The sequence below is a fragment of the Pseudomonas parakoreensis genome (assembly GCF_021602155.1).
GTDB lineage: Bacteria > Pseudomonadota > Gammaproteobacteria > Pseudomonadales > Pseudomonadaceae > Aquipseudomonas > Aquipseudomonas parakoreensis.
In genome coordinates, this window is the sequence record NZ_BQHY01000005.1 from 263,785 (window position 1) to 288,957 (window position 25,173).

Genomic DNA, 25,173 nt, shown 5'->3' on the forward strand with positions numbered 1-25,173 from the left:
CAAGGGATCTCACTGTAGTTTTTATTCCCTGTACTGGATTTCCCCATGAGTTCTGTTGCTGTGTTCAGCAAAGCCTCGCCGTTCGATGCACTGCAGCGCTGGCTACCGAAACTGGTGCTGGCGCCGAGCATGTTCATCGTGCTGGTAGGCTTCTATGGCTACATCCTGTGGACGTTCGTGCTGTCGTTCACCACCTCGACGTTCCTGCCCAACTACAAGTGGGCCGGACTGGCGCAATACGCCCGGCTGTTCGACAACGACCGCTGGTGGGTGGCGAGCAAGAACCTCGCGGTGTTCGGTGGCATGTTCATCGGCATCACGCTGGTGATCGGTGTGCTGCTGGCGGTGTTCCTCGACCAGCGCATCCGTCGCGAAGGCTTTATCCGCACCATTTACCTGTACCCGATGGCGCTCTCGATGATCGTCACCGGTACTGCGTGGAAATGGCTGCTCAACCCGGGCATGGGCCTGGACAAATTGTTGCGTGACTGGGGCTGGGAAGGCTTCCGTCTGGACTGGCTGATCGACCCGGATCGCGTGGTGTACTGCCTGGTGATCGCCGCTGTGTGGCAAGCCTCGGGCTTCATCATGGCAATGTTCCTTGCCGGCCTGCGCGGGGTTGATCAGTCGATCATCCGTGCCGCACAGATCGACGGTGCGAGCATGCCGACCATCTACTGGAAAGTCGTGCTGCCAAGCCTGCGTCCGGTGTTCTTCAGTGCGGTGATGATCCTCGCCCACATCGCGATCAAGAGCTTCGACCTGGTCGCGGCGATGACGGCGGGTGGCCCGGGGTATTCCTCCGACCTGCCGGCGATGTTCATGTACTCCTTCACCTTCAGTCGCGGCCAGATGGGCATGGGCTCGGCCAGTGCGATTCTGATGCTCGGTGCGATTCTCGCGATCATCGTGCCTTACCTGTACTCCGAGCTGAGGACCAAGCGTCATGACTAGTCTCGCTGCCAAACCCGCGTTCAGCCTCAGTCGTGTGGCGATCTACGCGGTGCTGATCCTCGCGGTATTGCTGTACCTGATCCCGCTGGTGGTGATGCTGCTGACCAGCTTCAAGACCCCGGAAGACATCAGCACCGGCAACCTGCTGAGCTGGCCGACCGTGGTCAGCGGCATCGGCTGGGTCAAGGCCTGGGCCACGGTTGACGGTTACTTCTGGAACTCGATCAAGATCACCGTGCCGGCCGTGGTCATCTCCACCGCCATCGGCGCGTTGAACGGTTACGTGCTGTCGTTCTGGCGCTTCCGTGGTTCGCAGCTGTTCTTCGGTCTGCTGCTGTTCGGTTGCTTCCTGCCGTTCCAGACCGTGCTGCTGCCGGCCTCGTTCACCCTCGGCAAGATGGGCCTGGCGAGTACCACCACCGGCCTGGTCTTCGTGCACGTGGTCTATGGTCTGGCGTTCACCACGCTGTTCTTTCGCAACTACTACGTGAGCATTCCCGATGCGCTGATCAAGGCTGCACGGCTGGATGGCGCGGGTTTCTTTACGATCTTCCGGCAGATCATTCTGCCGATGTCGACCCCGATCATCATGGTCTGCCTGATCTGGCAATTCACCCAGATCTGGAACGACTTCCTGTTCGGTGTGGTGTTCTCCAGCGGTGATTCGCAACCGATCACGGTGGCGCTGAACAACCTGGTCAACACCAGCACCGGGGCCAAGGAATACAACGTTGATATGGCAGCGGCGATGATCGCCGGGCTGCCGACCCTGCTGGTCTATGTGGTCGCAGGCAAGTATTTCGTGCGCGGGCTGACGGCCGGCGCAGTCAAGGGGTAATCATGGCAACGCTCGAACTTCGCAACGTCAACAAGACCTACGGTGCCGGCCTGCCGGATACCCTGAAGAACATCGAACTGTCGATCAAGGACGGTGAGTTCCTGATCCTGGTCGGCCCGTCGGGCTGCGGCAAGTCGACCCTGATGAACTGCATCGCCGGCCTGGAGACCATCACCGGTGGCGCGATCATGATCGGCGACCAGGACGTCAGCGGCATGAGCCCGAAGGATCGTGACATCGCCATGGTGTTCCAGTCCTACGCGCTGTACCCGACCATGAGCGTGCGCGAGAACATCGAGTTCGGTCTGAAAATTCGCAAGATGAGCCAGTCGGCGATCGATGAAGAAGTCGCCCGCGTGGCCAAGCTGCTGCAGATCGAACACCTGCTCAACCGCAAACCGGGCCAGCTCTCCGGTGGCCAGCAACAGCGCGTGGCAATGGGCCGTGCGTTGGCGCGTCGGCCGAAGATCTATCTGTTCGACGAACCGCTGTCGAACCTCGACGCCAAGCTGCGCGTCGAGATGCGCACCGAAATGAAACTGATGCACCAGCGTCTGAAAACCACCACCGTTTACGTGACCCACGACCAGATCGAAGCGATGACCCTGGGCGACAAGGTGGCGGTGATGAAGGACGGGATCATTCAGCAGTTCGGCACGCCGAAAGAGATCTACAACGATCCGGCCAACCTGTTTGTGGCGAGCTTCATCGGTTCGCCGCCGATGAACTTCATCCCGCTGCGTCTGCAACGCAAGGACGGTCGCCTGCTGGCGCTGCTCGACAGCGGCCAGGCCCGTTGCGAACTGCCGATGAGCATGCAGGACGCAGGGCTTGAAGATCGCGAAGTGATCCTCGGCCTGCGCCCGGAACAGATTGTCCTGGCGAACGGCGAGGGCAATGGCCTGCCGAGCATCAAGGCCGAAGTGCAGGTTACCGAGCCGACCGGTCCGGACACCCTGGTGTTCGTCAACCTGAACGAAACCAAGGTCTGCTGCCGCCTGGCACCGGACGTGGCGCCGCAGGTGGGCGAAACCCTGACCCTGCAATTCGATCCGTCGAAAGTGTTGTTGTTCGATGCCAAGACTGGCGAGCGTCTGGGCGTTGCGGGCCAGGCGCAGACCGAGGCGCGGTCGGCGAACGTCGCGCAATTCAAAGGCCGGTAACAGATCCGTGCAGGAATGAGGTTCATGTGGGAGCTGGCTTGCCAGCGAAGGGGCCGGCACATCCAGCATGGATGTCGCCTGAATCACCCCCATCGCTGGCAAGCCAGCTCCCACAGGGATCGGATTCCAATCAGGAGCACGCGCTGGATTGCCTGTAATCCAGCGCAATTTATGTAAACCGCGTTGGAAAAAAACAGTTAATAACAATAAAGACGAGGATGTAGGGATGAAAAAGAAACACGTCAATGCCCGGTTGATCTGCCAAGTGTCAGCCGCGGCGGCATTGGTGCTGGCCGGCAATGCAATGGCTGCGGATGCGTTCAGCTCCGATTCGAAATGGATGACGGGCGACTGGGGTGGCGAGCGGACCAAGCTGATCGAGCAGGGTATCGACATCAAGGCTGACTACGTTGGGGAAATGGGCGCCAACCTGCATGGCGGCTACAACGACGACAAGACCGGTCGCTACAGCGATCAGTTCGGTCTGGGCGTGGCGCTGGACCTGCAAAAACTCTGGGGCTGGGACAACACTCAGGCCAAGATCCAGTTGACCAACCGTAACGGTCAGAACATCTCCAACGATCGTATTGGCGATCCGCGTGCCGGCACTCTGTCGTCTTCTCAGGAAGTCTACGGCCGTGGCCACATGGTGCGTCTGACCCAGTTGTGGATTCAGCACCAGTTCTTCGACAACAAGCTCGACGTCAAGGCCGGTTACTTCGGTGAGGGCGAAGACTTCAACACCTTCCCGTGCGACTTCCAGAACCTGGCGTTCTGCGGCTCGCAAGTGGGTAACTGGGCGACCAACATCTGGTACAACTGGCCAGTCAGCCAGGCCGCGATCCGCGTGAAGTACAACATCAACGACGAGCTCTACGCGCAGATCGGTGCGTACAACCAGAACCCGTCGCAACTGGAACACGGTAACGGCTTCAAGCTCAGCGGCAGCGGCACCAAAGGGACTGTTCTGCCAGTCGAATTGGTCTGGTCGCCGAAGGTCAACAGCCTGCCGGGCGAATACCGCGTCGGTTACTACAAGAGTACCGCTGATGCCAGCGACGTCCGCGAAGACGTCAACGGTTTCGACGCGGCAACCACTGGTGACGCGTACAAAACCCACAGCAGCAAACACGGTTACTGGTTCGTCGCGCAGCAGCAACTCACCAGCCACAACGGTGATGCCAGCCGCGGTCTGAACATCGCTGCCAACGCGACCTTCCACGACAAGGACACCAACTTCATCGATAACTACCAGTCGGTGATGTTTGTCTACAAAGGCCCGTTCGACGCCCGTCCGAAGGATGACGTCGGCATTGGCGCGGCGCGTATCCACGTCAACGATGACGTGAAGAAAAACGCCGAACTGCTGAATGCCTCCAACGGTGTTTCGGATTACGACAATCCGGTGTTCTCGCCGATTCGTGAAACCGAATACAACTACGAGATCAACTACGGCTTCCACGTCACCAACTGGCTGACCGTGCGTCCTAACCTGCAGTACATCACTCACCCGGGCGGTGTTGATGCCGTGGACAACGCTTTGGTCGCTGGCCTGAAAATTCAGTCTACGTTCTGACGCGTCTGCGATAAGCTCCTCTCCATGTGCGCATATTTGCGGACAGCCCAGGCTGTCCGCTTTTTTTTGAGGGTGGCGCAACCCATGACAGTCGAATTCGGAACCGTGGCCAATGCATGAGCATCCGCTGCAACGCTTCTTCAAATCCCTGCGCGAACGACCGGTGTTTGCCTGGGAGCGCTATCAGATGCGCGATGTGCTGGTGATCGACCATCCGCTGTGTCAGGCGGTGTTCAGTCGGCAGGGTGCGCAGTTGCTGCACTTTCAGCCGCGTGGACAGAAACCGTGGTTATGGTGCGCGGCGAAGTGGCCGCACGTGGGCGCCATTCGCGGTGGTGTGCCGGTGTGCTGGCCGTGGTATGGCCGCCATCCGAGCGAAAACGCGTGGCCGTCCCATGGCTGGGCGCGACTGCTCGACTGGAAATTGCTCGACAGCAGCAGCGCCGAGGATGGCGTGCGCCTGCATTGGCAATTGCAGTTGTGCGATTGGCAGGTCGACCTGCATGCGCATCTGGGTGAACGCATGGAATTACGCCTGAGCACCGAGCATCAGGACGACATGCCGTGCCAGTTGAGCCAGGCTTTGCATGCTTACTGGCGTATTGGTGACGTGGGTGAGATAGCGCTGTCTGGCCTCGAAGGTGCGCAGGGTTATGACCAGTTGAGGCGCCAGTCCTGCCAGCAGGAAGGCGAATTGCGCGTGGAGGGCGGTTGTCAGCGGGTGTTCCAGCACGACGGCGAATTGCAGCTCAAGGATCACGCCTGGCAGCGCGAATTGTGCATCGATACCGGTGACAGCGGCGACACCGTGGTCTGGCATCCTGGCTCGCGACCATTGCTGGGTGTGAGCTGGGATGAAGTAACGGAGTTTGTCTGTGTTGAAGCGGCGGCGGGCGGCACCGACAGCCTGCATCTGGCGCCGGGGGAGAAGGCGCATCTGAGCTTGCAGGCGTGGGCTGCTGCCTGAGTTTGTACGGTGGCTGCTGGCCCCATCGCTGGCAAGCCAGCTCCCACAGACTCAGTGGCGGTCATGGATTTTGTGGACGACCCGGACACTGTGGGAGCTGGCTTGCCAGCGATGAGGCCGGATCATTCAATAAAGAATTATCAGGCCTCAGTTGAACTCGTCACCCACCGGATACCGGCTGGCATTCAAGCTCTCCTTGATCTTGCGCAGATGCGGCTGGAAATCCACCCCGCGACGCAGGGTCATGCCGGTCGCCAACACATCCAGCACTGTCAACTGAATGATCCGCGAGGTCATCGGCATATAGATGTCAGTGTCTTCCGGCAGCGGAATATTCAGGCTCAGGGTACTGGCCTTGGCCAGCGGCGAATTCTCCGCGGTCAGGCCCAGCACCGAAGCGCCGTTCTCCCGGGCGATGCGCGCCACTTCCACCAGTTCGCGGGTGCGCCCGGTGTAAGAAATGATCACGAACAGCTCGCCAGTGTGCGCCACCGACGCAATCATCCGCTGCATCAGCACATCCGCATGAGCGGTGACGGCGAGGTTGAAGCGGAAGAATTTGTGCTGCGCATCCAAAGCCACAGGCGCTGACGCACCGAGGCCGAAAAAGTGGATTTGCCGCGCCTGGATCAACAGGTCGACGGCGCGGCTGATCAGGTTCGGATCGAGCGCCTGGCAAGCGCTGTCCAGCGAGGCAATGGCGCTGCCGAAAATCTTTTGCGTGTACGCCTCGGGATTGTCATCGGCCTCCACCGCGCGGCTGACATACGCCGCGCCACTGGCCAGGCTCTGCGCCAGTTGCAACTTGAGTTCAGGGTAGCCGCTGACACCGAACGAACGGCAGAAACGGTTGACCGTCGGCTCGCTCACCGACGCGGCCTGGGCGAGGGCGGCGATGCTGAAGCGGGTGGCCTGCTGCGGGTTGAGCAGGATCACCTCGGCGACTTTGCGTTCGGCCTTGTTCAGCTCTTCAAGGCGACTCTGGATCTGTTCCAGTAAATTTCGCACGCGGTCCATATGGAATTCCTAATTCACCTGCGCAAAGGTGCGCCGGGCTATGCAAATTGGGCCTTTGATGTGGCCCGTGACGGTGGCCTATCCTACTGATGGCTCCGACCGACCACCACTCGGAATCTGTATTTTGCGAAAATGTTGTGGTTATTACTACATTTTCCCTTGAGTGATGCCTTGAAAAAAGGTATTTGTAGCTTAACTTGATAAAAGAACAAACATCATGCCTTCGATTACGGTTGAACCGTGCACCTTTGCCTTGTTCGGCGCTCTGGGCGATCTGGCCCTGCGCAAGCTGTTTCCTGCCCTTTATCACCTCGATGGCGCCGACCTGTTGCACGAGAACACGCGCATTATCGCGCTGGCCCGTGAACCCGGCTCCGAGCAGCAGCACCTGGCGTTTATCGCCGCCGAATTGCGCCGTTACGTCGGCAAAGAGCTGGACGAGGCGGTGGCCGAGCGCTTTCTCGCGCGGCTGAGCTATCTGCACGTCGACTTCCTCAAGGCTGAAGACTATGTGGCGCTGGCCGAAGCGGCCGGCAGCGCGCAACGCATGATTGCCTACTTCGCCACACCGGCAGCGGTGTACGGCGCGATCTGCGAGAACCTGGCGAAAGTCGGTCTGGCAGAAAACACCCGCGTGGTCCTGGAAAAGCCGATCGGCTCCGATCTGGAATCCTCGCGCAAGGTGAACGACGCCGTGGCGCAGTTCTTCCCGGAGAACCGCACCTATCGCATCGACCACTACCTGGGCAAAGAGACCGTCCAGAACCTGATCGCCCTGCGTTTCGCCAACAGCCTGTTCGAAACCCAGTGGAACCAGAATTACATCTCCCACGTGGAAATCACCGTGGCCGAGAAGGTCGGCATCGAAGGCCGCTGGGGCTACTTCGACAAGGCCGGCCAGCTGCGCGACATGATCCAGAATCACCTGTTGCAGCTGCTGTGCCTGATCGCCATGGACCCGCCGGCCGACCTGTCCGCCGACAGCATCCGTGACGAAAAGGTAAAGGTACTCAAGGCCCTGGCGCCAATCAGCCCGGAAGGCCTGACCACGCAAGTGGTGCGCGGTCAGTACATCGCCGGGCACAGCGAAGGCAAGTCCGTGCCGGGCTACCTCGAAGAACCGAATTCCAATACCCAGAGCGACACCGAAACCTTCGTCGCCCTGCGTGCCGACATCCGCAACTGGCGCTGGGCCGGCGTGCCGTTCTACCTGCGGACCGGCAAGCGCATGCCGCAGAAGCTGTCGCAGATCGTCATCCACTTCAAGGAACCGTCGCACTACATCTTTGCGCCGGAACAGCGCCTGCAAATCAGCAACAAACTGATCATCCGTCTGCAACCGGACGAAGGCATTTCCTTGCGTGTGATGACCAAGGAGCAGGGCCTGGACAAGGGCATGCAACTGCGCAGCGGCCCGCTGCAACTGAATTTCTCCGACACCTGGCGCAGTGCGCGGATCCCCGACGCCTACGAGCGGTTGTTGCTGGAAGTGATGAACGGCAATCAGAACCTGTTTGTCCGTAAAGATGAAATCGAAGCCGCGTGGAAGTGGTGTGACCAGTTGATCGCCGGCTGGAAAAAATCCGGTGACGCGCCCAAGCCGTATGCGGCCGGGTCGTGGGGGCCGATGAGCTCGATTGCACTGATCACGCGGGACGGGAGGTCGTGGTATGGCGATATCTGATGTGAAACTGCCTGCGGGCGTCCACGCTCACCAGTTCAAGAGTCCGGTGCTGTTGGCCGAAGGTCTGGCGCTGAATGTTGCCAAGCAACTGAGCGATGCCATTTCGGCACGCGGCAACGCGGTGCTGGTGGTTTCTGGCGGTCGCAGTCCGGTGGCGTTTTTCCAGCACCTGGCCAAGCAGGAGCTGGACTGGTCGAAGGTCGTCGTGACCCTCGCCGACGAGCGCTGGGTACCGGTCGAACACGCCGACAGCAACGCCGGTCTGCTCAAGCAGTACCTGCTCAAGGGGCCGGCCGCCAAGGCGCAGTTCCTCAGCCTCTACAGCGCGGCGGCCAACGTCGAGCAGGCTGCGGAGCAGGCCGACCGCTTGCTTGCCGAATTGCCGCCGATTGACGTGCTGGTGCTGGGCATGGGCGATGACGGTCACACCGCGTCGCTGTTCCCCGACAGCCCGAACCTGAATGAAGCCTTGCAGGTTGACGGCAGCCGTCGCTGCTGGCCGATGCTGGCGCCGAGCGTACCGCGTCAACGCCTGACCATGAGCCGCGCGCTGCTGGCTTCGGCGAAGCACAAGATTCTGTCGATTTCCGGTCAATCGAAACTGACCACACTGAATGCCGCACTGGCATCCGACGACGTCGCGGCCATGCCGGTGCGCGCGTTTCTGCAACCTACGTTAGAGATCTACTGGTGCCCATGAGCCAAGGAACAGCCGCTATGACAACCCCATCCCCGACCGTTTCCATGGCGGACAAAGTTGCGCTGATCGACAGCCTCTGCGCCAAGGCGCGGATCCTGCCGGTGATCACCATTGCCCGTGAACAGGATGTGCTGCCGCTGGCCGACGCCCTGGCCGCGGGTGGTCTGACGGCGCTGGAAGTGACCCTGCGTTCGCAGTTCGGCCTCAAGGCGATCCAGATCCTGCGTGACCAGCGTCCGGAACTGGTGACCGGTGCCGGCACCGTGCTCGACCGCAACATGCTTGCGGCGGCTGAAGCGGCGGGTTCGCAGTTCATCGTCACCCCGGGTATCACCCGTGACCTGCTCGAAGCCAGCGTCGACAGCCCGATTCCGCTGCTGCCAGGCATCAGCAACGCCTCTGGCATCATGGAAGGCTATGGCCTGGGTTATCGCCGCTTCAAGCTGTTCCCGGCGGAAGTCAGCGGTGGCGTGGCGGCGATCAAGGCCCTCGGCGGCCCGTTCGGTGAAGTGAAATTCTGCCCGACCGGTGGTGTCGGCCCGGCCAATATCAAGAGCTACATGGCACTGAAAAACGTCATGTGCGTGGGCGGCAGCTGGATGCTCGATCCGGAGTGGATCAAGAACGGCGACTGGGCGCGCATTCAGGAATGCACCGCCGAGGCCCTGGCACTGCTGAACTAAACGTTTTACCTGACACTTCGTTGTGTGTTCTACGGCTTTACGGTGCGCTTGGTCGGTGCACCGTTTTTTTTGCCCGAAGAAAATCCAACCCCTGTAGGAGCTGCCGCAGGCTGCGATCTTTTGATCTTGATTTAAAAAACAACATCAAAAGATCGCAGCCTGCGGCAGCTCCTACAGTGAGGCGTGCGGTATCACCGTTACGCTGCGATACATAGTTACCGCACCGAGAGCGGCGCGCGCCGTTAATCTGCGTTCATCTTATGGAAGAGAGAACGCGTCATGGAACGAGACATTTCAGCCGCAACACCCCAACCGGTGTATCAACTGGCGCCCGAGCAGATCGCCGGGCCGTATTTCCGCAATCCCAAATTACTGCGACGCAATATCAGCGAGGGCGCCGAGGGCCTGCCACTGCTGCTGCGCCTGACGATCGTCGACGCGATGACCGGCGAGCCGGTGAGCGGCGCGCTGGTGGATATCTGGCACTGCAATGCGCGGGGCGCCTATTCGGGGTGGAGCCGGATCAATCCGGATCGGGAGGTCGACACCGATGCCATCGGCTCGATCCCGCGTACCGATGATGACACCTACCTGCGCGGCAGCCAGTTCTGTGATCAGCAGGGACGGGCGCGCTTCACCACCATCTATCCGGGGTTCTATGCCGGTCGGGCGCTGCACATTCATGTGGCCGTGCGCATGGTTACCGGCCGTGAATATCTGGATGAGCGCAACGTGGCCTGGGTCGGTCAGCTGTATTTTCCCGAGGTGGTGTCACGCGCCGTGCTCAATGCCCGGGACTATCGCGGGCGGGCCTCTGCACCGTTGAACAATGCCGAGGACAGCTACTACGCCAACATGGGCGGCGAGGGCTCAACCTTGACGGTGTGGCCGATCGGTCGTGAATCGCACGAGGACGGTTTTTTCGGCCACCTGACCATTGGCATCGACACCTTTGCCGCCTCGTCGCAGATCAAGCCCGAGGACTTCGACAAGTACACCGTGTGAACGGATCAGCGCAGCTCGTTGAGTGCACGGGTCAGCAACTGCATGTCGTCCGCAGTAGTGGTCAGCCCCGGAGTGATGCGAATGCTCGGCCCGCTCGCCGCACCGTTACGCACCACGGTGAACAGGTTGTACTCATCGAGCAGGCGTTCGACCATCGCCTGTTGATCGGTGTGGCGAGTGAAGCGCATTGAGGTGATGCCACCATACAAGCGCGGATCGTCCGGGGTCATCACTTCGATCCCCGGCAAGTGGCGCACGGCGCTGACCCACAGGTTGCGCAGATAACTCAGTCGCGCGCCCTTGGCTGCTGCGCCGCCGAGCGAACGATGCTCCTCGAGCGCCAGCGGCAGGGACATCAGTGCCGGAATGTTCGGTGTGCTGTACGGCGTGCGCGCGCGGATGTCGCTGGCTGGAAAATGCATTTCGCCCATGTCCGGATCAATGTCGGCAAGGCGCTGCGGAGCGATGTACAGAAAACCCAGAGTCAACGGTGCGCCAATCCATTTGTGCAGATTGAAGCCAGCGAACGAGATGCCCAAGGCTTCAAGGTTGAACTCTATCTGGCCGAGGGCGTGGGCGCCGTCGAGGATGATGTCTACGTCATGTTGTTTCGCCAGCGCGGCGATGGCCTGCACCGGCATCACCAGCCCCGTGCGATGAGTCACGTGGGTCAGGGCCATCAGCTTGAGTTTTGGATAGCGGACGAAGGCTTCGCGATAGGTATCCAGCAGGCTGTCGAAAGTGGCCGGATGGGTGTGGCTGATCTCGATCACCTCCACACCGCGATGGCGCGCCAGCCAGCGCATGGCGCCTTTGACCGTGTCGTATTCCAGGTCGCAGATCAGCACCTGATCGCCCGGCTGCAGGCGATTGTAATTGCGGATCAGCGACTGCAGCGCATCACTGGCGTTGCGGGTGAAGGCGATGCTCTGCGCGCGCACGCCGATCGTCTCGGCCAGTTGCGCGCGGATGTCGAGGCTGTCGTGCTGTTCGAAACGCTGGCGCACATACACCGAGTTGCGGGTGTTGATCAGCTCGATGTTGCGCTGGTAGTCCTCGATCACCGTGCGCGACATGCGTCCGAAGTAGCCGTTTTCCAGGTTCAGCGGGCCGGTTTGTGCTTCGTAGCGATCGGCGAAGGTTTGCCAGAATGCTTCGTCACGGGCGCGGCGGTTGTTGTCAGGTATGGTCGAATCGGCTCAGGGGGAGGGCGCTTCAGTGGTGCGGGGCGGGTTTGCCGTGGTTGGCGCGTAGCGGTTCAAGCAGCTCCGACAGACCGTTATGGTCGATTTCCTGCATCAGCGCCAACAGTCCGCCGAGCTCGCCGTGAGGGAAGCCTTCGCGAGCGAACCAGTTCAAATAAGGGCCCGGCAGGTCGGCAATGATCCGGCCCTTGTACTTGCCAAAGGGCATTTCACGGGTGATCAGCAGTTCGAGTTTTTCAGGATTCATCAGGGGCAATCATCTGGCTTCGGAACACTCTGGAAAATACAGGCATTCTGCATGCAGGCCAAATGACAGATCATGCAAATAACCGTGATACAGATAGTTCAAATATCTTTAACTTGTTGAAAAATAAGGATTTATTTTTTATCAGAAAGCTGGCACGCACACTGCAATAACCCTTGCATCTTCAACCAACCGCAAGGAATTGAAAAATGACTGACATGAACAAAGAAGCCATCTCTGTACTCAACGACCTGATCGAAACCAGCAAGGACGGTCAGGAAGGGTTCAAGACTTGCGCCGAAGACATCAAGCATCCAGAACTCAAAGCGCTGTTCGCCAAGCGTTCTGCCGATTGCGCTACTGCCGCTGCCGAACTGCAGGCTACCGTGCGCTCGATGGGCGGTGATCCTGAAACCTCTACCAGCGTCAGCGGTGACCTGCACCGTCGCTGGGTCGACGTCAAAGCCATGTTCACCGGCAAGGACGAAGAGGCTGTACTGAACGAAGCCGAGCGCGGTGAAGACCATGCACTCAAGGCTTATCGTGAAGCCATCGAGAAAATCAACAAGCACAACCTGGTCGGCATCCGTGACCTGGTTGAGCGTCAGTACCACGGCGTGCAACGCAATCACGACCAGGTGAAAGCCCTGCGTAACCAGGCTCGCGCGCGTTCGTAAGCGTTTGCAGGTTATAAAAAACGCCAGCTAGTCTGGCGTTTTTTTTGCGTGAGGGAAAAGCCAAAGATCGCAGCCTGCGGCAGGTCCTACAGGGGATCGCATTCCAGGGCAGGAGCTGCCGAAGGCTGCGATCTTTTCCATCAGCCGATGCTGATCGCCGGCAACGTCGGCAGGGTCACGGTCTGTTGCTTGCGCGGCGCGAGAATCTCGGCCTCGCCATCCACCACCAGCTCATCGCGCTGATTGAACACGCGAGTGGCGATGCGCACGCGAAACTTCGGCAACTTCTCGAGAATTTCCAGACGCACGGTCAGGGTATCGCCAATCTTCACCGGTTTCTGAAAGCTCATCTGCTGACCGATGTAGATGGTGCCCGGCCCAGGCAGCTCGCACGCCACGGCCGCGCTGATCAACGCACCGCTGAACATGCCGTGGGCGATGCGTTCCTTGAACATGCTGGCAGCGGCGAACTCGGCGTCCAGGTGCACCGGGTTGTGGTCGCCGGACATCGCGGCGAACAGCTGAATATCACGTTCTTCCACCGTCTTGCTGTAGCTGGCGGTCTGGCCGACTTCGAGGGCTTCGTAAGGGATGTTGGTAACCTGGGTCATCGGTCTTGATTCCTGTGACGGATTAAAGTGAATCCACAAAAAATTATTCGCTGCGATGGGGGCGGCGATGGCTCAGCGCCTGGTCGATCCAGGTCAGCACATCGGCGATCACTTCGTCGCGATTGGTTTCATTGAACAATTCGTGCCGCGCCTGCGGGTAGATCTTCAGTTGCAGGTTCTGGCTGCCGGCCGAGCGCAACGCTGCGGCCAGATCTGTCAGACGCTTGCCTTCGCTCACCGGATCACATTCACCGCCGATCACCAGCAGCGGCAGGCCCGGGTCGATCTGCGCGAGATTGGACGCTTTGCTGATCTGCTGCAAGCCGCCGAGCAAGTCGATCCACAATTGGTTGGTGCAGCGGAAGCCGCACAATGGGTCGTTGGCATACAGATCGACCTCGACCGGGTCGCGGCTCAGCCAGTCAAACGGGGTACGCGCCGGTTTGAATTTTTTGTTGAACGAGCCGAACGACAACCACTCGATCAACGCACTGCGGCCCTTGCCGCCCTGACGCAGTTTTTCGAAACGGGCGATCTGCCGCGCCGCGCCGTAAAGCGCGACAGGCTGAAAGTTCGAACCGCTGAGAATCGCCCCGTGCAGGCTGGCGCTGTGATGCAGCAGGTAACCCTGAGCGAGGTAGCTGCCCATGCTGTGCCCGAGCAGGATGATCGGTACCTCGGGATGCTGCTGGCCGATGTGCTGATTGAGGCTGGCCAGATCGCCGATCACCTTGCACCAGCCGTCGTCATCGGCGAAATGCCCGAGCGTCCCGTGTTCGGCGGTTTTGCCATGCCCGCGCAAATCCGGGGCGTACACACCGTAGCCTTGTTCGCAGAACGCATTCGCCAGCCTTTCGTAGCGAGCGCTGTGTTCGGCCATGCCGTGGGCCAGCAGAATGACTGCTTTCAATGGCGCGGCGGGCAGCCACTGGTTGACGAACAGGCGGCTGCGGTCACTCGCGTCCAGCCAGAAGGCACGGTGGATCATGGCAATTCCTTTTTGATCGAGCGGTTACGGCCCGCAGTCGTTGCATTGTATAGCGCGTCCGATCAGCTCACGCCACGGCAGGAAGATTCATACGATCAATGTCGCCATTGCCCTTATTTGCCTCAATGGCCATAACTGCTAGTGTCCGTGAAGCTCCGCTTTTTGCTTTGTGCCCTCAGGGATAAGCGCGAAACCACAGAAAAGCGGCTCCCGGATCGATTCAGGTAAAGAGGACAAGAACAATGCAACCTGATTTCTGGAATGACAAACGCCCCGCCGGCGTACCCCTGAACATCGACATGGGCGAGTTCAAGTCGGTGATCGAGGTGTTTGAGCGTTCCTGCAAGAAATTCGCGGACCGTCCGGCCTTCAGCAATATGGGCGTGACCCTGACCTACGCGGAACTCGAGCGCTACAGCGCGGCGTTCGCCGGTTACCTGCAAGCCCACACCGATCTGGCGCCGGGGGATCGCATCGCGGTGCAGATGCCCAACGTGCTGCAATATCCGATTGCCGTGTTCGGTGCCTTGCGCGCCGGGCTGATTGTGGTCAACACCAACCCGCTGTACACCGCGCGCGAGATGCGCCACCAGTTCAAGGACTCCGGTGCCCGGGCGCTGGTGTACCTGAACATGTTCGGGCAGAAGGTCCAGGAAGTGCTGCCGGACACCGACCTGCAATACCTGATCGAAGCGAAAATGGGCGATCTGATGCCCACCGCCAAGGGCTGGCTGATCAATACTGTGGTCAGCAAAGTGAAGAAAATGGTCCCGGACTATTCGCTGCCGCAGGCCATCTCGTTCAAGAGTGCGCTGCGCCTGGGCCGTGGTTTGGGGATCAAACCGCTGAAAGTCAGCCTCGACGACATCGCCGTGTTGCAATACACCGGTGGCACCACCGGGCTGGCCAAGGGCGCGATGCTGACCCACGGCAACCTCGTGGCGAACATGCAACAAGTGCGTGCCTGTCTCGCCCAGTTGGGGCCTGACGGTCAGCCACTGCTGCGCGAAGGGCAGGAGGTGATGGTGGCGCCGCTGCCGCTGTATCACATCTATGCTTTCACCGCGAACTGCATGTGCATGATGGTTTCCGGCAACCACAACGTGCTGATCACCAATCCGCGAGACATCGCAGGCTTCATCAAGGAACTGAAGAACTGGCGCTTCTCGGCGCTGCTCGGGCTGAACACGTTGTTCGTCGCGCTGATGGATCACCCGGACTTCAAGACCCTGGATTTCTCTAGTCTCAAGCTGACCAACTCCGGCGGTACCGCGCTGGTCAAGGCCACCGCCGAGCGTTGGGAGCAGATCACCGGTTGCCGCATTACTGAAGGTTACGGTCTGACCGAAACCTCGCCGGTGGCCTGCACCAACCCGTATGGCGAAAAGTCGCGCCTGGGCACGGTCGGCCTGCCGGTGCCGGGTACGCTGCTGAAAGTCATTGATGACGAGGGCGTCGAGCAGCCGATGGGCGAGCGCGGCGAGCTGTGTATCAAAGGCCCGCAGATCATGAAAGGCTACTGGCATAAACCCGAGGCCACCGCCGAAGTGCTGGACGCCGAGGGCTGGTTCAAGTCCGGTGATATTGCGGTGATCGACCCGGACGGCTTCGTGCGCATCGTCGACCGCAAGAAGGACATGATCATCGTCTCGGGTTTCAACGTGTACCCCAACGAGATCGAGGACGTGGTGATGGCTCACCCGAAAGTCGCCAACTGCGCGGTGATCGGTGTGCCGGACGAGCGTTCGGGCGAGGCGGTGAAGCTGTTCGTGGTGGCGCGGGAAACCGGGGTCAGCCTCGAAGAGCTCAAGGCGTACTGCAAAGAGAATTTCACGGCCTACAAGGTGCCGAAACACATCGTGCTGCGTGAGTCGTTGCCGATGACGCCGGTCGGCAAGATTTTGCGGCGGGAGTTGCGCGATATCGCTTAAAGGGCAGAAACGAAAAGATCGCAGCCTGCGGCAGCTCCTACAGGGAATGAGTTCCAATGCAGGAGCTGCCGAAGGCTGCGATCTTTTGCTTTAAAGGCCCGTAAAACCGGGGCTTTCAGGGTGATATAGGATTTTTGCTCTAAAATGACTGTTAGAAAGTCTTGAGTCATTAAAGTGACCATGGAGGCCGCTTTTGGCTCTAGTCGGCCCTTGGCAAAGCTGCTACTCTCGGCGCGCTTTGTGACTTCTCGGCCTGTAGAAAAGCCAGATTCACCAATACAAAACACACACCAATAATAATCGCATCAAATGCGGTGAAGAATTCGCGTTGCTGAGGAGTGGGCTTCCATGATCGAAGACTTTTGGAAGGATAAATACCCGGCTGGAATTGCTGCCGACATCAATCCAGACGAGTACCCGAATATTCAGGCAGTGTTGAAGCAGTCCTGCCAACGCTTCGCCAACAAACCGGCTTTCAGCAACCTGGGCAAGACAATCACCTACGGTGAACTGTACGAATTGTCCGGTGCGTTTGCCGCGTATCTGCAACAGCATACCGACTTGCAGCCCGGTGATCGAATTGCCGTGCAACTGCCCAACGTTCTGCAGTACCCGGTCGCCGTCTTCGGTGCGATCCGCGCCGGGCTGATCGTGGTCAACACCAACCCGCTGTACACCGCGCGGGAAATGGAACACCAATTCAACGACTCCGGCGCCAAGGCCCTGGTGTGCCTGGCCAACATGGCGCACCTGGCGGAAGCCGTGGTGCCGAAAACCGGCGTCAAACACGTCATCGTCACCGAAGTCGCCGACCTGCTGCCGCCGGTCAAGCGCCTGCTGATCAACAGCGTGATCAAGTACGTGAAGAAGATGGTACCGGCCTATCACCTGCCTAAAGCCGTCAAGTTCAATGACGTGCTGAGCAAGGGCCAGGGCCAGCCGGTGACCGAAGCCAACCCGCACAGCAGCGATGTCGCGGTGTTGCAGTACACCGGCGGCACCACCGGCGTGGCCAAGGGCGCGATGCTCACCCATCGCAACCTCGTCGCCAACATGCTGCAGTGCAAGGCGCTGATGGGCTCCAACCTCAACGAAGGCTGCGAGATCCTGATCACCCCGTTGCCGCTGTACCACATCTATGCGTTCACCTTTCATTGCATGGCGATGATGCTGATCGGCAACCACAACATCCTGATCAGCAACCCGCGCGACCTGCCGGCGATGGTCAAGGAACTGTCGAAGTGGAAGTTCAGCGGTTTCGTCGGCCTGAACACGCTGTTCGTGGCGCTGTGCAACAACGAAGGTTTCCGCAAGCTGGATTTCTCCAACCTGAAAGTCACCCTGTCCGGCGGTATGGCCCTGCAACTGGCCGCGGCCGAGCGTTGGAAAGCCGTGACCGGCTGCTCGATCTGCGAAGGTTACGGCATGACCGAAACCAGCCCGGTGGCCACGGTCAACCCGATCCAGAACATCCAGATCGGCACCATCGGCATTCCGGTGCCGTCGACCCTGTGCAAAGTCATCGACGATGCCGGTGTCGAGCAGCCGATGGGCGAAGTCGGCGAGCTGTGCGTCAAGGGCCCGCAAGTGATGAAGGGCTACTGGCAGCGTCAGGAAGCCACCGACGAAATCCTCGACAGCGAAGGCTGGCTGAAGACCGGTGACATCGCGCTGATTCAGCCCGATGGCTACATGCGCATTGTCGATCGCAAGAAAGACATGATCCTGGTGTCCGGTTTCAACGTTTACCCGAACGAACTGGAAGACGTGCTGGCAACCTTGCCGGGCGTGTTGCAGTGCGCGGCCATCGGCGTGCCGGACGAGAAATCGGGCGAGGCGATCAAGATCTTCATCGTGGCCAAACCGGGCGTCACCCTGACCAAGGAAACCGTGATGGAACACATGCGCGCCAACGTCACCGGTTACAAGGTGCCGCGTTCGGTGGAATTCCGCGATGCACTGCCGACCACCAACGTCGGCAAGATCCTGCGCCGCGAGCTGCGTGACGAAGAGCTGAAGAAGATCAAGGCGAAGAACGCCGCCTAAAACAGAAAGCCCCGCAAATGCGGGGCTTTTTGTTGAAGATCAAAAGATCGCAGCCTTCGGCAGCTCCTACAGAGTTCAATGTAGGAGCTGCCGAAGGCTGCGATCTTTTGCTTTATGCGGTTGTTACTGCCGGAACGGCGCGAAATTTACGTTGGTCCCCGCCGGACGCATGTCCTGCAGGTACGAATCCTTGTCTGCACTCAACTCCAAGCTCAACGCCGCCTTGCGCTTGCCTTCGTTGCGAATCACCAGGCCTTCGAGCTTTTCCCGCAGAAACACGGTTGGCACTTTCAGGTGCAGCAGTTCGTCGGTGGCCGGGGTGTGCATCAGCAGGTGAATCCACTCGTACTGGCCGACGGCCAGACGCGATACCGGCAGGTCGAACCACCAGATGTTGCGGTTGCGGTTCAGTTCGGCGAAGTGGCAGTTGTTGGTGCCGAGCACAGCGCCGCCCAGTTCCTGGTTGCGACGGGCAATGGCCTGCTTTTTATCGAGTTTCATAACATTCCTGCGGGGTCTGATCGTTGGCGCAGCGCGCCCATAGCTGCGCATTCTCGGGGCTTGGGGGGCAAACATAAAGCCCAACCTGCATTGCACGACGAAATGAACGGCAAAAATAAATGAAACTCGTGGCAAACCCGGCCAGTCAATCATTACGTACTGACTTTTCCCCTTCAATGCACCAAGGAGAAACACCATGAGTAGCACTGGCGATAAAGTAAAAGGCATGGCCAACGAAGCTGTCGGCAACGTCAAGCAAGGTGTCGGTAAAGCCACCGACAACAGCAAGCTGCAAGCCGAAGGCAAGCTGCAAGAGAAAAAAGGCGAAGCCCAGCAAGCTGTCGGCAAAGCCAAAGACGCCATCAAGAAAGGTGTCGACAAGGCGTAATTCCCGCCTTGAACGAAACACAAAAACGGCCATCCAAGGATGGCCGTTTTTGTGTCAAAACCCGACGGTCATCCACGAAGGTCGCCAAGTAGGCTACCGTGATGTAAAAAACGGCCCCTGAGTCGCCACGACTTCAACCTGTAATGCGGCGAAAGGAGACGCGAATGATTTTTCCGGACATGAAAGGTCTGCCCCTGCATCGAGTGATGGTGCGCACGGTCACTGAATTCGTCGACGACGAGATGTCGACCTACGCCTCGGCACTGGCCTACCAGATGCTGTTCTCGCTGTTCCCGTTCATTCTGTTTTTGATTGCCCTGATCGGTTTCCTGCACCTGCCGGACTTCTTCAGCTGGCTGCGTCTGCAGTCGGAACTGGTATTGCCGCCGCAGGCACTGGAACAGGTCAACCCGGTGATCGATCAGTTGCAGCAGTCCAAGGGCGGCTTGCTCTCGGTGGGTATCGTCATCGCCCTGTACACCGCGTCGGCCGGTGTGCGCCTGATGATGAGCGCGATGAACGCCGCGTATGACGTGGTCGAGGGACGGCCGATCTGGAAACGCTTTCCACTGTCGATTTTCTACACCGTGGGCATTGCCGGCATGCTGCTGGTGGCCGCCGCGCTGATGGTGCTCGGGCCGCAAGTGATGGGCTGGATTGCCGCGCAGGTAGGGCTGGAAGACTTCATCGTCACGGTCTGGACGATTGCGCGCTGGCCGGTGATCGTGATTCTGATGATGGTCGCGGTGGCGCTGATCTACTACGTGATGCCCGACGTCAAACAGGAATTCCGTTTCATCACCCCCGGCTCGGTGCTGGCCGTGGTGGTGTGGATCATCGCCTCGCTGGGCTTTGCGTTCTACGTCAAAACCTTCGCCAACTACAACGCGATGTATGGCAGCATCGGGGCGATCATCGTGCTTTTGCTGTATTTCTACATTTCCTCGGCGGTGCTGCTGCTCGGCGCGGAGATGAATGCGGTGATCGAACACATGTCCAGCGAGGGCAAGGACGCGGGCGAGAAAGTCCCCGGCGAACTCGATGTACATCCCAAACAACACGTCTCCGGCCTGGGGCGCGATCATTCGCTCAAGCCTGACACTGACGAAGCCTGATCATGATTCGTGAAATCCTCAAAATGGGCGACGAACGCCTGCTGCGCATCGCCCCGCCAGTGCCGCCGGAGATGTTCGACAGCCCCGAGCTGTGGCAACTGATCGATGACATGTTCCAGACCATGGAAAGCGTCGGCGGAGTTGGCCTGGCCGCGCCGCAGATCGGCGTCGATCTGCAATTGGTGATCTTCGGTTTCGAGCACAGCGAACGCTACCCGGACGCCGAAGCGGTGCCGCAGACAATCCTGATCAATCCGCTGATCACGCCGTTGAGTCCGCTGACCGAGGAGGGTTTCGAAGGCTGCCTGTCGGTGCCCGGCCTGCGTGGCGCGGTGGATCGTTATCAGCAGATCCGCTACGAAGGTTTTGATCCCAAGGGCGAGCCGATCGTGCGCGTGGCCTCGGGTTTTCATGCGCGGGTGGTGCAGCACGAATGCGATCACCTGATCGGCCGTCTGTATCCTTCGCGGATTACTGATTTCAGCAAGTTCGGCTTTACCGAAGTGATGTTCCCGGATCTTGATCCGAGCGCAGACGATTAAGCAAAAATCAAAAGATCGCAGCCTTCGGCAGCTCCTGCACCAATCCCTGTAGGAGCTGCCGCAGGCTGCGATCGTTTGATCTTCAAACAAGCCCCATCGCAATCATCGGCTTGCTCCGCGCATACCGGCTCAACCGTTCGGCCAATGCATAGGGCAGGGCAGGATCGAAGCTGAAGCCACGCCGCTCGTAAAACCCGCGCAAATCCGGATGGCAGAACAGCCATACCGGTTCCTGCACATCCTTCACCGCCGCCGCGATCAACTGCCCGGCAATCCCTTGCGCACGGCAATCCGGATCGACAAACAGCCCGGTCAACCAATACCCGCCCGCCACCGGCCGCAAGCACAACGCGGCGACGATGTCCTCGCGACGGGCCACCCACAGTTGCGCGTCGCGCACTGCTTTCATCGATGATTGGTGGCGGCGGTAAAACTTGTTCATCAACGGCCACAAAGGCTCGTCGAGCAGGCTGTACTGGGTATCGGACATGGGATCGGACTGACGGCGGGCAAAGCGCCGATTATAAAAGAACGCGCGACGCGCGATAGGTGTATACCTGAGCCTACATCCCTGTGAGTGGAGTACGCATCATGTCCAAAGGTATGGATTCAAAGAAAGCCGCGAAGAAGAAACCGGCCAAGACGGCGATTGAAAAGCGTGCAGAGAAAAAAGCCAAGAAGGTCGATATTTTCGGTCATTGATCACGTCCCTCGGGAGTCCGTCCTCCGGGCTCCCGCCTCAGCGCAAAAATAATCTGCAAGATTGCCCGGCTTCGTTGCACAGAAGGGGAAGATTCCCGTTCCGAGCCACGCCATGCCGAATTACTTCGACGTCCACCATCGCCAGCAAATCGAAACCCTGCGCCAGCGCTTCACCGCCCGCACCGAATGGCCGACATGGCTGCTGCTGATCGGCGTGTATGGCGGCTGGTTCGCGATCATCCTCAACAGCGCATGGCTGGGGCGCGGCCTGAGCACATTGCTGCTGATTCCGCTGCTGGTGCTGTGGCTGTCAGTGCAGCATGAGTTGCTGCATGGGCATCCGACCCGCTCGGTGCTTTTCAATAAAATCCTCGGTTATGCACCCTTTGCGGTGTGGTACCCGTACACCTTGTACCGCGACAGCCATCTGTTGCATCACCGCGATGAGCACCTGACAGTGCCCGGTGTCGATCCGGAAAGCCGTTATCTGACGGCGGTGCGTTGGCAGGGCAGTTCCTTGTTCGAACGCGGCCTGCACTGGCTGAACAAAACCGTGCTCGGGCGGTTCGCGATTGGCGCGCCGCTGGCCTTGCTGGCACTGGCCGCGGAAGAACTGCAACGCCTGAAAAACCGCGAGCGGCAGGCCTGGCGAATGTGGCTGACCCACGGTGCGTTCACCGTGTTGATGCTGTGGTTGGTCGCGCGCTTCAGCGTGTTGCCGGTCTGGCATTACCTGTTGCTGATCAGCGTACCGGCGCTGTCGATTGCGATGATCCGCTCCTACTATGAACACCGCCCGCACGCACAGCCGGAGCAACGCACCGTGCTCAACGAGGCCGGCTGGCCGTGGCGCTGGCTGTTTCTGAATCTGAATTTTCATCTGGTGCATCACGACCTGCCGGGGCTGGCGTGGTACGACTTGCCCCAGGCTTACCGTATGCGCCGCGAGCAATGGGTCGCGCGTAGCGGCGGATTTCTGGTGCAGGGTTATGGGCAGTTGTGGTGGCGCCACGGGTTCAAGCCGATCGACAGTCCCGAGCATCCCTTTCACTGACCCCCAGGACCACCACAGGTAAGTATTTGCAGGGAAATAATGTGTATGACCCAACATCACGTTGAACTGCTGATGTACACCGCCCCCGAGCCCATTCGTGCGGCCAGCGAGCGCTGGATTTCCCGCATCCTCAAACACCTCGGCCACTCCCGCCTGAACGCCGCCAGCCTGTCGCTGCCCGAACTGTGGTTGTCGCCCGATCTGCTACTGACGCAAACCTGCGGCTACCCGTTGATGACCTTGCTGCGCGATCAGGTGCGCATCGTCGGTCGCCCGCGCTACGAATTGCCCGACGCCAGCGCCGGCAATCACTGCAGCCTGATTCTCAGCCGCGCAGACGATGCGCGCAAAACCCTGGCGGATTTTCGTGGCAGTCGCGGGGTGATCAACAGCGAAGACTCCAACAGTGGCATGAATCTGTTGCGCCAGCGCCTGGCGCCGTTGCAGCGCGACGGGCAGTTCTTCGCCACGGTCGGCATCAGTGGCGCACACCGCGAGAGTCTGCGCTGGCTGCGTGAAGAACGCGCCGATCTGGCAGCCATCGACAGCGTGACCTATGCCTGTCTTGCGCAATACGCACCCGAGGAGGTCAACGGATTGCGGGTGGTGGCGCGCAGTGCGTTCAGTCCGACGTTGCCGTTTATCACCGCCGTATCGACTACGGATAAACAAATCGAGCACTTGCGCCAGGTGATGAATCAGACGCTGCTTGAGTTGCCGGATGTGGCGCAGATCCTTGGATTGCCTGAGGTTTTGGCAGCCAGTGAAAGCGATTATCAGGTTGTGTTCGACTATCAGCGTGAGGCTGAAGAGTTGGGCTATGGCCGCTTGCGCTAAAGATCGCAGCCTTCGGCAGCTCCTACAGGTTGAACGCATTTCAAATGCAGGCGCTGCCGAAGGCTGCGATCTTTCGCTCTTATATCTCAAAAAAGAATATAGGAATGAAATATAAATATTATTAATGCATAAGGCGCCTTGCTAGGATCGCGCCACCGGATCACCGGACATCCAGCGACCCCTTGCCCAGGAGCCCTTATGTCCGGCGCCGATACCGTTCACCGCAATCATCTCGACGTGCTGTTCCGCGCCCACTATCGCTGGCTATGCACGTACTTGCGCCGGCAGCTGCACGCCGCCGAAAACGCGGAAGACATCGCTGCCGAAACCTTCGCGCAATTGCTTCAGGCGCCCAGTGTCACGGCGATTCGTGAACCCCGCGCCATGCTCACCACGATTGCCCAACGCCTGCTTTATCAGCGTTGGCGCCGCGCGGACCTGGAGCGCCGGCATGCGCAGCAGATTGACGTCGAGGTCGCCACTTCGCCTGAAGACTTCGCACACCTGAGCCAGACCCTCAAGCGCCTCGACCGCAGCCTGCAACGCCTGCCCGGCAAGGTCCGTTCGACCTTTTTGCTGGCACGGATCGATGGCCTGACCTACCCGCAAATCGCCGCCGAACTGGGCATTTCCCAGCGTTCGGTCAGCGCTTACATGAGCCGTTCCCAGGCCCTGTGCGACCGCCACAGCGCCAACCCAATCCTGACAGACAAGAGGTCCGCATGAGATCGATCAAAACCCTGCTCGGCCGTTCGTTGCTGGCGCTGAGCCTGAGCGTCGGCGCTGTTTCGGCGGCGGAGAAATCCGCGCCGATCCACTTCGGTGACATCACCTGGGAAAGCGGCAGTTTCATCACCGAAGTGCTACGCCTGATCGTCGAGAAAGGCTACGGCTACCCGACCGATACGCTGCCGGGGAGCACCGTCAGCCTGGAAGCGGCGCTGGCGAAAAACGACATTCAAGTGATCGGCGAGGAATGGGCCGGGCGCAGTCCGGCGTGGGTCAAGGCTGCCAATGAAGGCAAGGTGTTCGGCCTTGGGGATACGGTCAAGGGCGCAACCGAGGGCTGGTGGGTGCCGGAATACGTGATCAAGGGCGATCCCGAGCGCGGCATCAAAGCGTTGGCCCCGGAGCTGAAATCGGTGGCTGACCTGCCGCGCTACAAGGACGTGTTCCGCGACCCGGAAGACCCGCGCCGTGGACGCTTTCTCAACAGCCCGACCGGCTGGACCTCGGAGATCGTCAACAGCCAGAAGCTCAAGGCCTATGCGCTGACCGACAGCTACGTCAACTTCCGCACCGGCTCCGGCGCGGCGCTGGATGCCGAGGTGGCGTCATCGATCAAACGCGGCAAACCGGTGCTGTTCTACTACTGGTCGCCGACGCCGCTGCTCGGTCGCTTCAAACTGGTAAAACTCGAAGAACCGCCGTTCGATGCCGAGGCCTGGAAAACCCTGGCCGATGCCAACAACCCGAATCCCAAGGGCACCCGCTCGATGCCGGCCAGCCTGGCGATTGGCGTGTCGGCGCCGTTCAAGGCGCAATACCCGGAACTGGTGGCGTTCTTCGAGAAAGTCGATTTGCCAATTGATCTGCTGAACCAGACGCTGGCCGGAATGAGCGAAAAGCGCCAGCCACCGCGGCAGGTCGCCGAAGCGTTTCTGCGTGATCAGCCGCAGGTGTGGCAGGCGTGGGTGCCGGGGGAGGTGGCGAGCAAGGTGACGGCGGGACTTTGAGTTTCAACT

Annotated in this window: 26 protein-coding genes; 19 read left to right on the forward strand and 7 right to left on the reverse strand. The window is 59.8% G+C overall.

What is annotated here, in order from left to right; genetic code table 11:
- Positions 1–45 precede the first annotated feature (45 nt).
- The 5 genes from L6D63_RS09750 to L6D63_RS09770 all read left to right on the forward strand — a co-directional run bounded on the left by L6D63_RS09750 (position 46) and on the right by L6D63_RS09770 (position 5,498).
- The gene (locus L6D63_RS09750; protein WP_003227452.1) at positions 46–954 is read left to right on the forward strand and encodes a carbohydrate ABC transporter permease; all 909 of its coding nucleotides are present in this window, start codon (positions 46–48) and stop codon (positions 952–954) included.
- Complete coding sequence (locus L6D63_RS09755; RefSeq protein ID WP_007969317.1) at positions 947–1,792, forward strand: carbohydrate ABC transporter permease; 846 nt, start codon at positions 947–949, stop codon at positions 1,790–1,792. Before L6D63_RS09750 ends, L6D63_RS09755 begins: the two co-directional genes overlap by 8 nt.
- A 2-nt stretch (positions 1,793–1,794) precedes the next feature.
- Entirely contained in the window at positions 1,795–2,955 is a 1,161-nt protein-coding gene (locus L6D63_RS09760) for an ABC transporter ATP-binding protein (RefSeq protein ID WP_027612564.1), read from the forward strand.
- Positions 2,956–3,181: 226 nt separating this feature from the next.
- Positions 3,182–4,531 carry a carbohydrate porin gene (locus L6D63_RS09765; protein ID WP_086791890.1) on the forward strand — a complete coding sequence of 450 codons (1,350 nt, stop codon included), beginning with the start codon at positions 3,182–3,184 and terminating at the stop codon, positions 4,529–4,531.
- 112 nt (positions 4,532–4,643) lie between these two features.
- Entirely contained in the window at positions 4,644–5,498 is an 855-nt protein-coding gene (locus L6D63_RS09770; RefSeq protein WP_047295978.1) for a D-hexose-6-phosphate mutarotase, read from the forward strand.
- A gap of 147 nt (positions 5,499–5,645) precedes the next feature.
- On the opposite strand, the gene L6D63_RS09775 is transcribed toward L6D63_RS09770, so the two are convergent.
- Entirely contained in the window at positions 5,646–6,506 is an 861-nt protein-coding gene (locus tag L6D63_RS09775) for a MurR/RpiR family transcriptional regulator (RefSeq protein WP_169842436.1), read from the reverse strand.
- A 226-nt stretch (positions 6,507–6,732) separates the two neighbouring features.
- Between L6D63_RS09775 and zwf the strand changes: the two genes are divergently transcribed.
- The 4 genes from zwf to L6D63_RS09795 all read left to right on the forward strand — a co-directional run bounded on the left by zwf (position 6,733) and on the right by L6D63_RS09795 (position 10,587).
- A complete protein-coding gene (gene zwf, locus L6D63_RS09780; protein WP_047295976.1) occupies positions 6,733–8,199 on the forward strand; it encodes a glucose-6-phosphate dehydrogenase in 1,467 nt (488 codons plus the stop codon).
- Entirely contained in the window at positions 8,186–8,899 is a 714-nt protein-coding gene (gene pgl / locus L6D63_RS09785) for a 6-phosphogluconolactonase (protein ID WP_047295975.1), read from the forward strand. Before zwf ends, pgl begins: the two co-directional genes overlap by 14 nt.
- Positions 8,900–8,916: 17 nt before the next feature.
- The gene (locus L6D63_RS09790) at positions 8,917–9,582 is read left to right on the forward strand and encodes a bifunctional 4-hydroxy-2-oxoglutarate aldolase/2-dehydro-3-deoxy-phosphogluconate aldolase (RefSeq protein WP_131671168.1); all 666 of its coding nucleotides are present in this window, start codon (positions 8,917–8,919) and stop codon (positions 9,580–9,582) included.
- 279 nt (positions 9,583–9,861) lie between these two features.
- Positions 9,862–10,587, forward strand: a complete 726-nt coding sequence (locus tag L6D63_RS09795; RefSeq protein ID WP_131671169.1) for an intradiol ring-cleavage dioxygenase — start codon at positions 9,862–9,864, stop codon at positions 10,585–10,587.
- A 5-nt stretch (positions 10,588–10,592) separates the two neighbouring features.
- Here the strand turns inward: L6D63_RS09795 and L6D63_RS09800 are convergent, their stop codons facing one another.
- Positions 10,593–11,774, reverse strand: coding sequence for an aminotransferase class V-fold PLP-dependent enzyme (locus L6D63_RS09800; protein ID WP_236170320.1), 1,182 nt, complete (start codon positions 11,772–11,774; stop codon positions 10,593–10,595).
- Between the two features lie 28 nt (positions 11,775–11,802).
- The gene (locus tag L6D63_RS09805) at positions 11,803–12,039 is read right to left on the reverse strand and encodes a DUF3820 family protein (protein WP_236170316.1); all 237 of its coding nucleotides are present in this window, start codon (positions 12,037–12,039) and stop codon (positions 11,803–11,805) included.
- 206 nt (positions 12,040–12,245) lie between these two features.
- Between L6D63_RS09805 and L6D63_RS09810 the strand changes: the two genes are divergently transcribed.
- Positions 12,246–12,713 carry a ferritin-like domain-containing protein gene (locus tag L6D63_RS09810; RefSeq protein ID WP_025112834.1) on the forward strand — a complete coding sequence of 156 codons (468 nt, stop codon included), beginning with the start codon at positions 12,246–12,248 and terminating at the stop codon, positions 12,711–12,713.
- A gap of 140 nt (positions 12,714–12,853) precedes the next feature.
- Here L6D63_RS09810 and L6D63_RS09815 read toward each other — a convergent pair whose 3' ends face one another.
- A complete protein-coding gene (locus L6D63_RS09815) occupies positions 12,854–13,324 on the reverse strand; it encodes a MaoC family dehydratase (RefSeq protein ID WP_003227420.1) in 471 nt (156 codons plus the stop codon).
- 43 nt (positions 13,325–13,367) lie between these two features.
- A complete protein-coding gene (locus L6D63_RS09820) occupies positions 13,368–14,312 on the reverse strand; it encodes an alpha/beta hydrolase (RefSeq protein WP_047295965.1) in 945 nt (314 codons plus the stop codon).
- Positions 14,313–14,554: 242 nt separating this feature from the next.
- Between L6D63_RS09820 and fadD2 the strand changes: the two genes are divergently transcribed.
- Together fadD2 and fadD1 are read left to right on the forward strand one after the other, a co-directional pair.
- A complete protein-coding gene (gene fadD2 / locus L6D63_RS09825) occupies positions 14,555–16,243 on the forward strand; it encodes a long-chain-fatty-acid--CoA ligase FadD2 (protein ID WP_131671171.1) in 1,689 nt (562 codons plus the stop codon).
- 348 nt (positions 16,244–16,591) lie between these two features.
- On the forward strand, positions 16,592–18,289 hold the full coding sequence (gene fadD1 / locus L6D63_RS09830; RefSeq protein ID WP_131671172.1) for a long-chain-fatty-acid--CoA ligase FadD1: 1,698 nt from the start codon (positions 16,592–16,594) through the stop codon (positions 18,287–18,289).
- Positions 18,290–18,412: 123 nt separating this feature from the next.
- On the opposite strand, the gene L6D63_RS09835 is transcribed toward fadD1, so the two are convergent.
- Positions 18,413–18,790: a hypothetical protein gene (locus L6D63_RS09835; protein WP_041068691.1), complete on the reverse strand. Its 378-nt coding sequence runs from the start codon at positions 18,788–18,790 to the stop codon at positions 18,413–18,415.
- A gap of 196 nt (positions 18,791–18,986) precedes the next feature.
- Between L6D63_RS09835 and L6D63_RS09840 the strand changes: the two genes are divergently transcribed.
- The 3 genes from L6D63_RS09840 (at position 18,987) to def (ending at position 20,835) form a co-directional block, all read left to right on the forward strand.
- Positions 18,987–19,178, forward strand: coding sequence for a CsbD family protein (locus L6D63_RS09840; RefSeq protein WP_047295959.1), 192 nt, complete (start codon positions 18,987–18,989; stop codon positions 19,176–19,178).
- 164 nt (positions 19,179–19,342) lie between these two features.
- The gene (locus L6D63_RS09845) at positions 19,343–20,293 is read left to right on the forward strand and encodes a YihY/virulence factor BrkB family protein (RefSeq protein ID WP_131671173.1); all 951 of its coding nucleotides are present in this window, start codon (positions 19,343–19,345) and stop codon (positions 20,291–20,293) included.
- 2 nt (positions 20,294–20,295) lie between these two features.
- Positions 20,296–20,835, forward strand: a complete 540-nt coding sequence (def, locus tag L6D63_RS09850; RefSeq protein ID WP_047295954.1) for a peptide deformylase — start codon at positions 20,296–20,298, stop codon at positions 20,833–20,835.
- Positions 20,836–20,917: 82 nt separating this feature from the next.
- On the opposite strand, the gene L6D63_RS09855 is transcribed toward def, so the two are convergent.
- Entirely contained in the window at positions 20,918–21,325 is a 408-nt protein-coding gene (locus L6D63_RS09855; RefSeq protein WP_095668495.1) for a GNAT family N-acetyltransferase, read from the reverse strand.
- A gap of 324 nt (positions 21,326–21,649) precedes the next feature.
- Here L6D63_RS09855 and L6D63_RS09860 point away from each other — a divergent pair, with 324 nt between their 5' ends.
- The 4 genes from L6D63_RS09860 to L6D63_RS09875 all read left to right on the forward strand — a co-directional run bounded on the left by L6D63_RS09860 (position 21,650) and on the right by L6D63_RS09875 (position 25,164).
- A complete protein-coding gene (locus tag L6D63_RS09860; protein ID WP_131671174.1) occupies positions 21,650–22,591 on the forward strand; it encodes a fatty acid desaturase in 942 nt (313 codons plus the stop codon).
- Between the two features lie 45 nt (positions 22,592–22,636).
- A complete protein-coding gene (locus L6D63_RS09865; protein ID WP_131671175.1) occupies positions 22,637–23,428 on the forward strand; it encodes a phosphate/phosphite/phosphonate ABC transporter substrate-binding protein in 792 nt (263 codons plus the stop codon).
- 198 nt (positions 23,429–23,626) lie between these two features.
- The gene (locus L6D63_RS09870) at positions 23,627–24,154 is read left to right on the forward strand and encodes a sigma-70 family RNA polymerase sigma factor (RefSeq protein WP_131671176.1); all 528 of its coding nucleotides are present in this window, start codon (positions 23,627–23,629) and stop codon (positions 24,152–24,154) included.
- Complete coding sequence (locus tag L6D63_RS09875; protein WP_047295945.1) at positions 24,151–25,164, forward strand: ABC transporter substrate-binding protein; 1,014 nt, start codon at positions 24,151–24,153, stop codon at positions 25,162–25,164. The genes L6D63_RS09870 and L6D63_RS09875 overlap by 4 nt, the downstream gene beginning before the upstream one ends.
- The last annotated feature ends 9 nt before the right edge of the window (positions 25,165–25,173 follow it).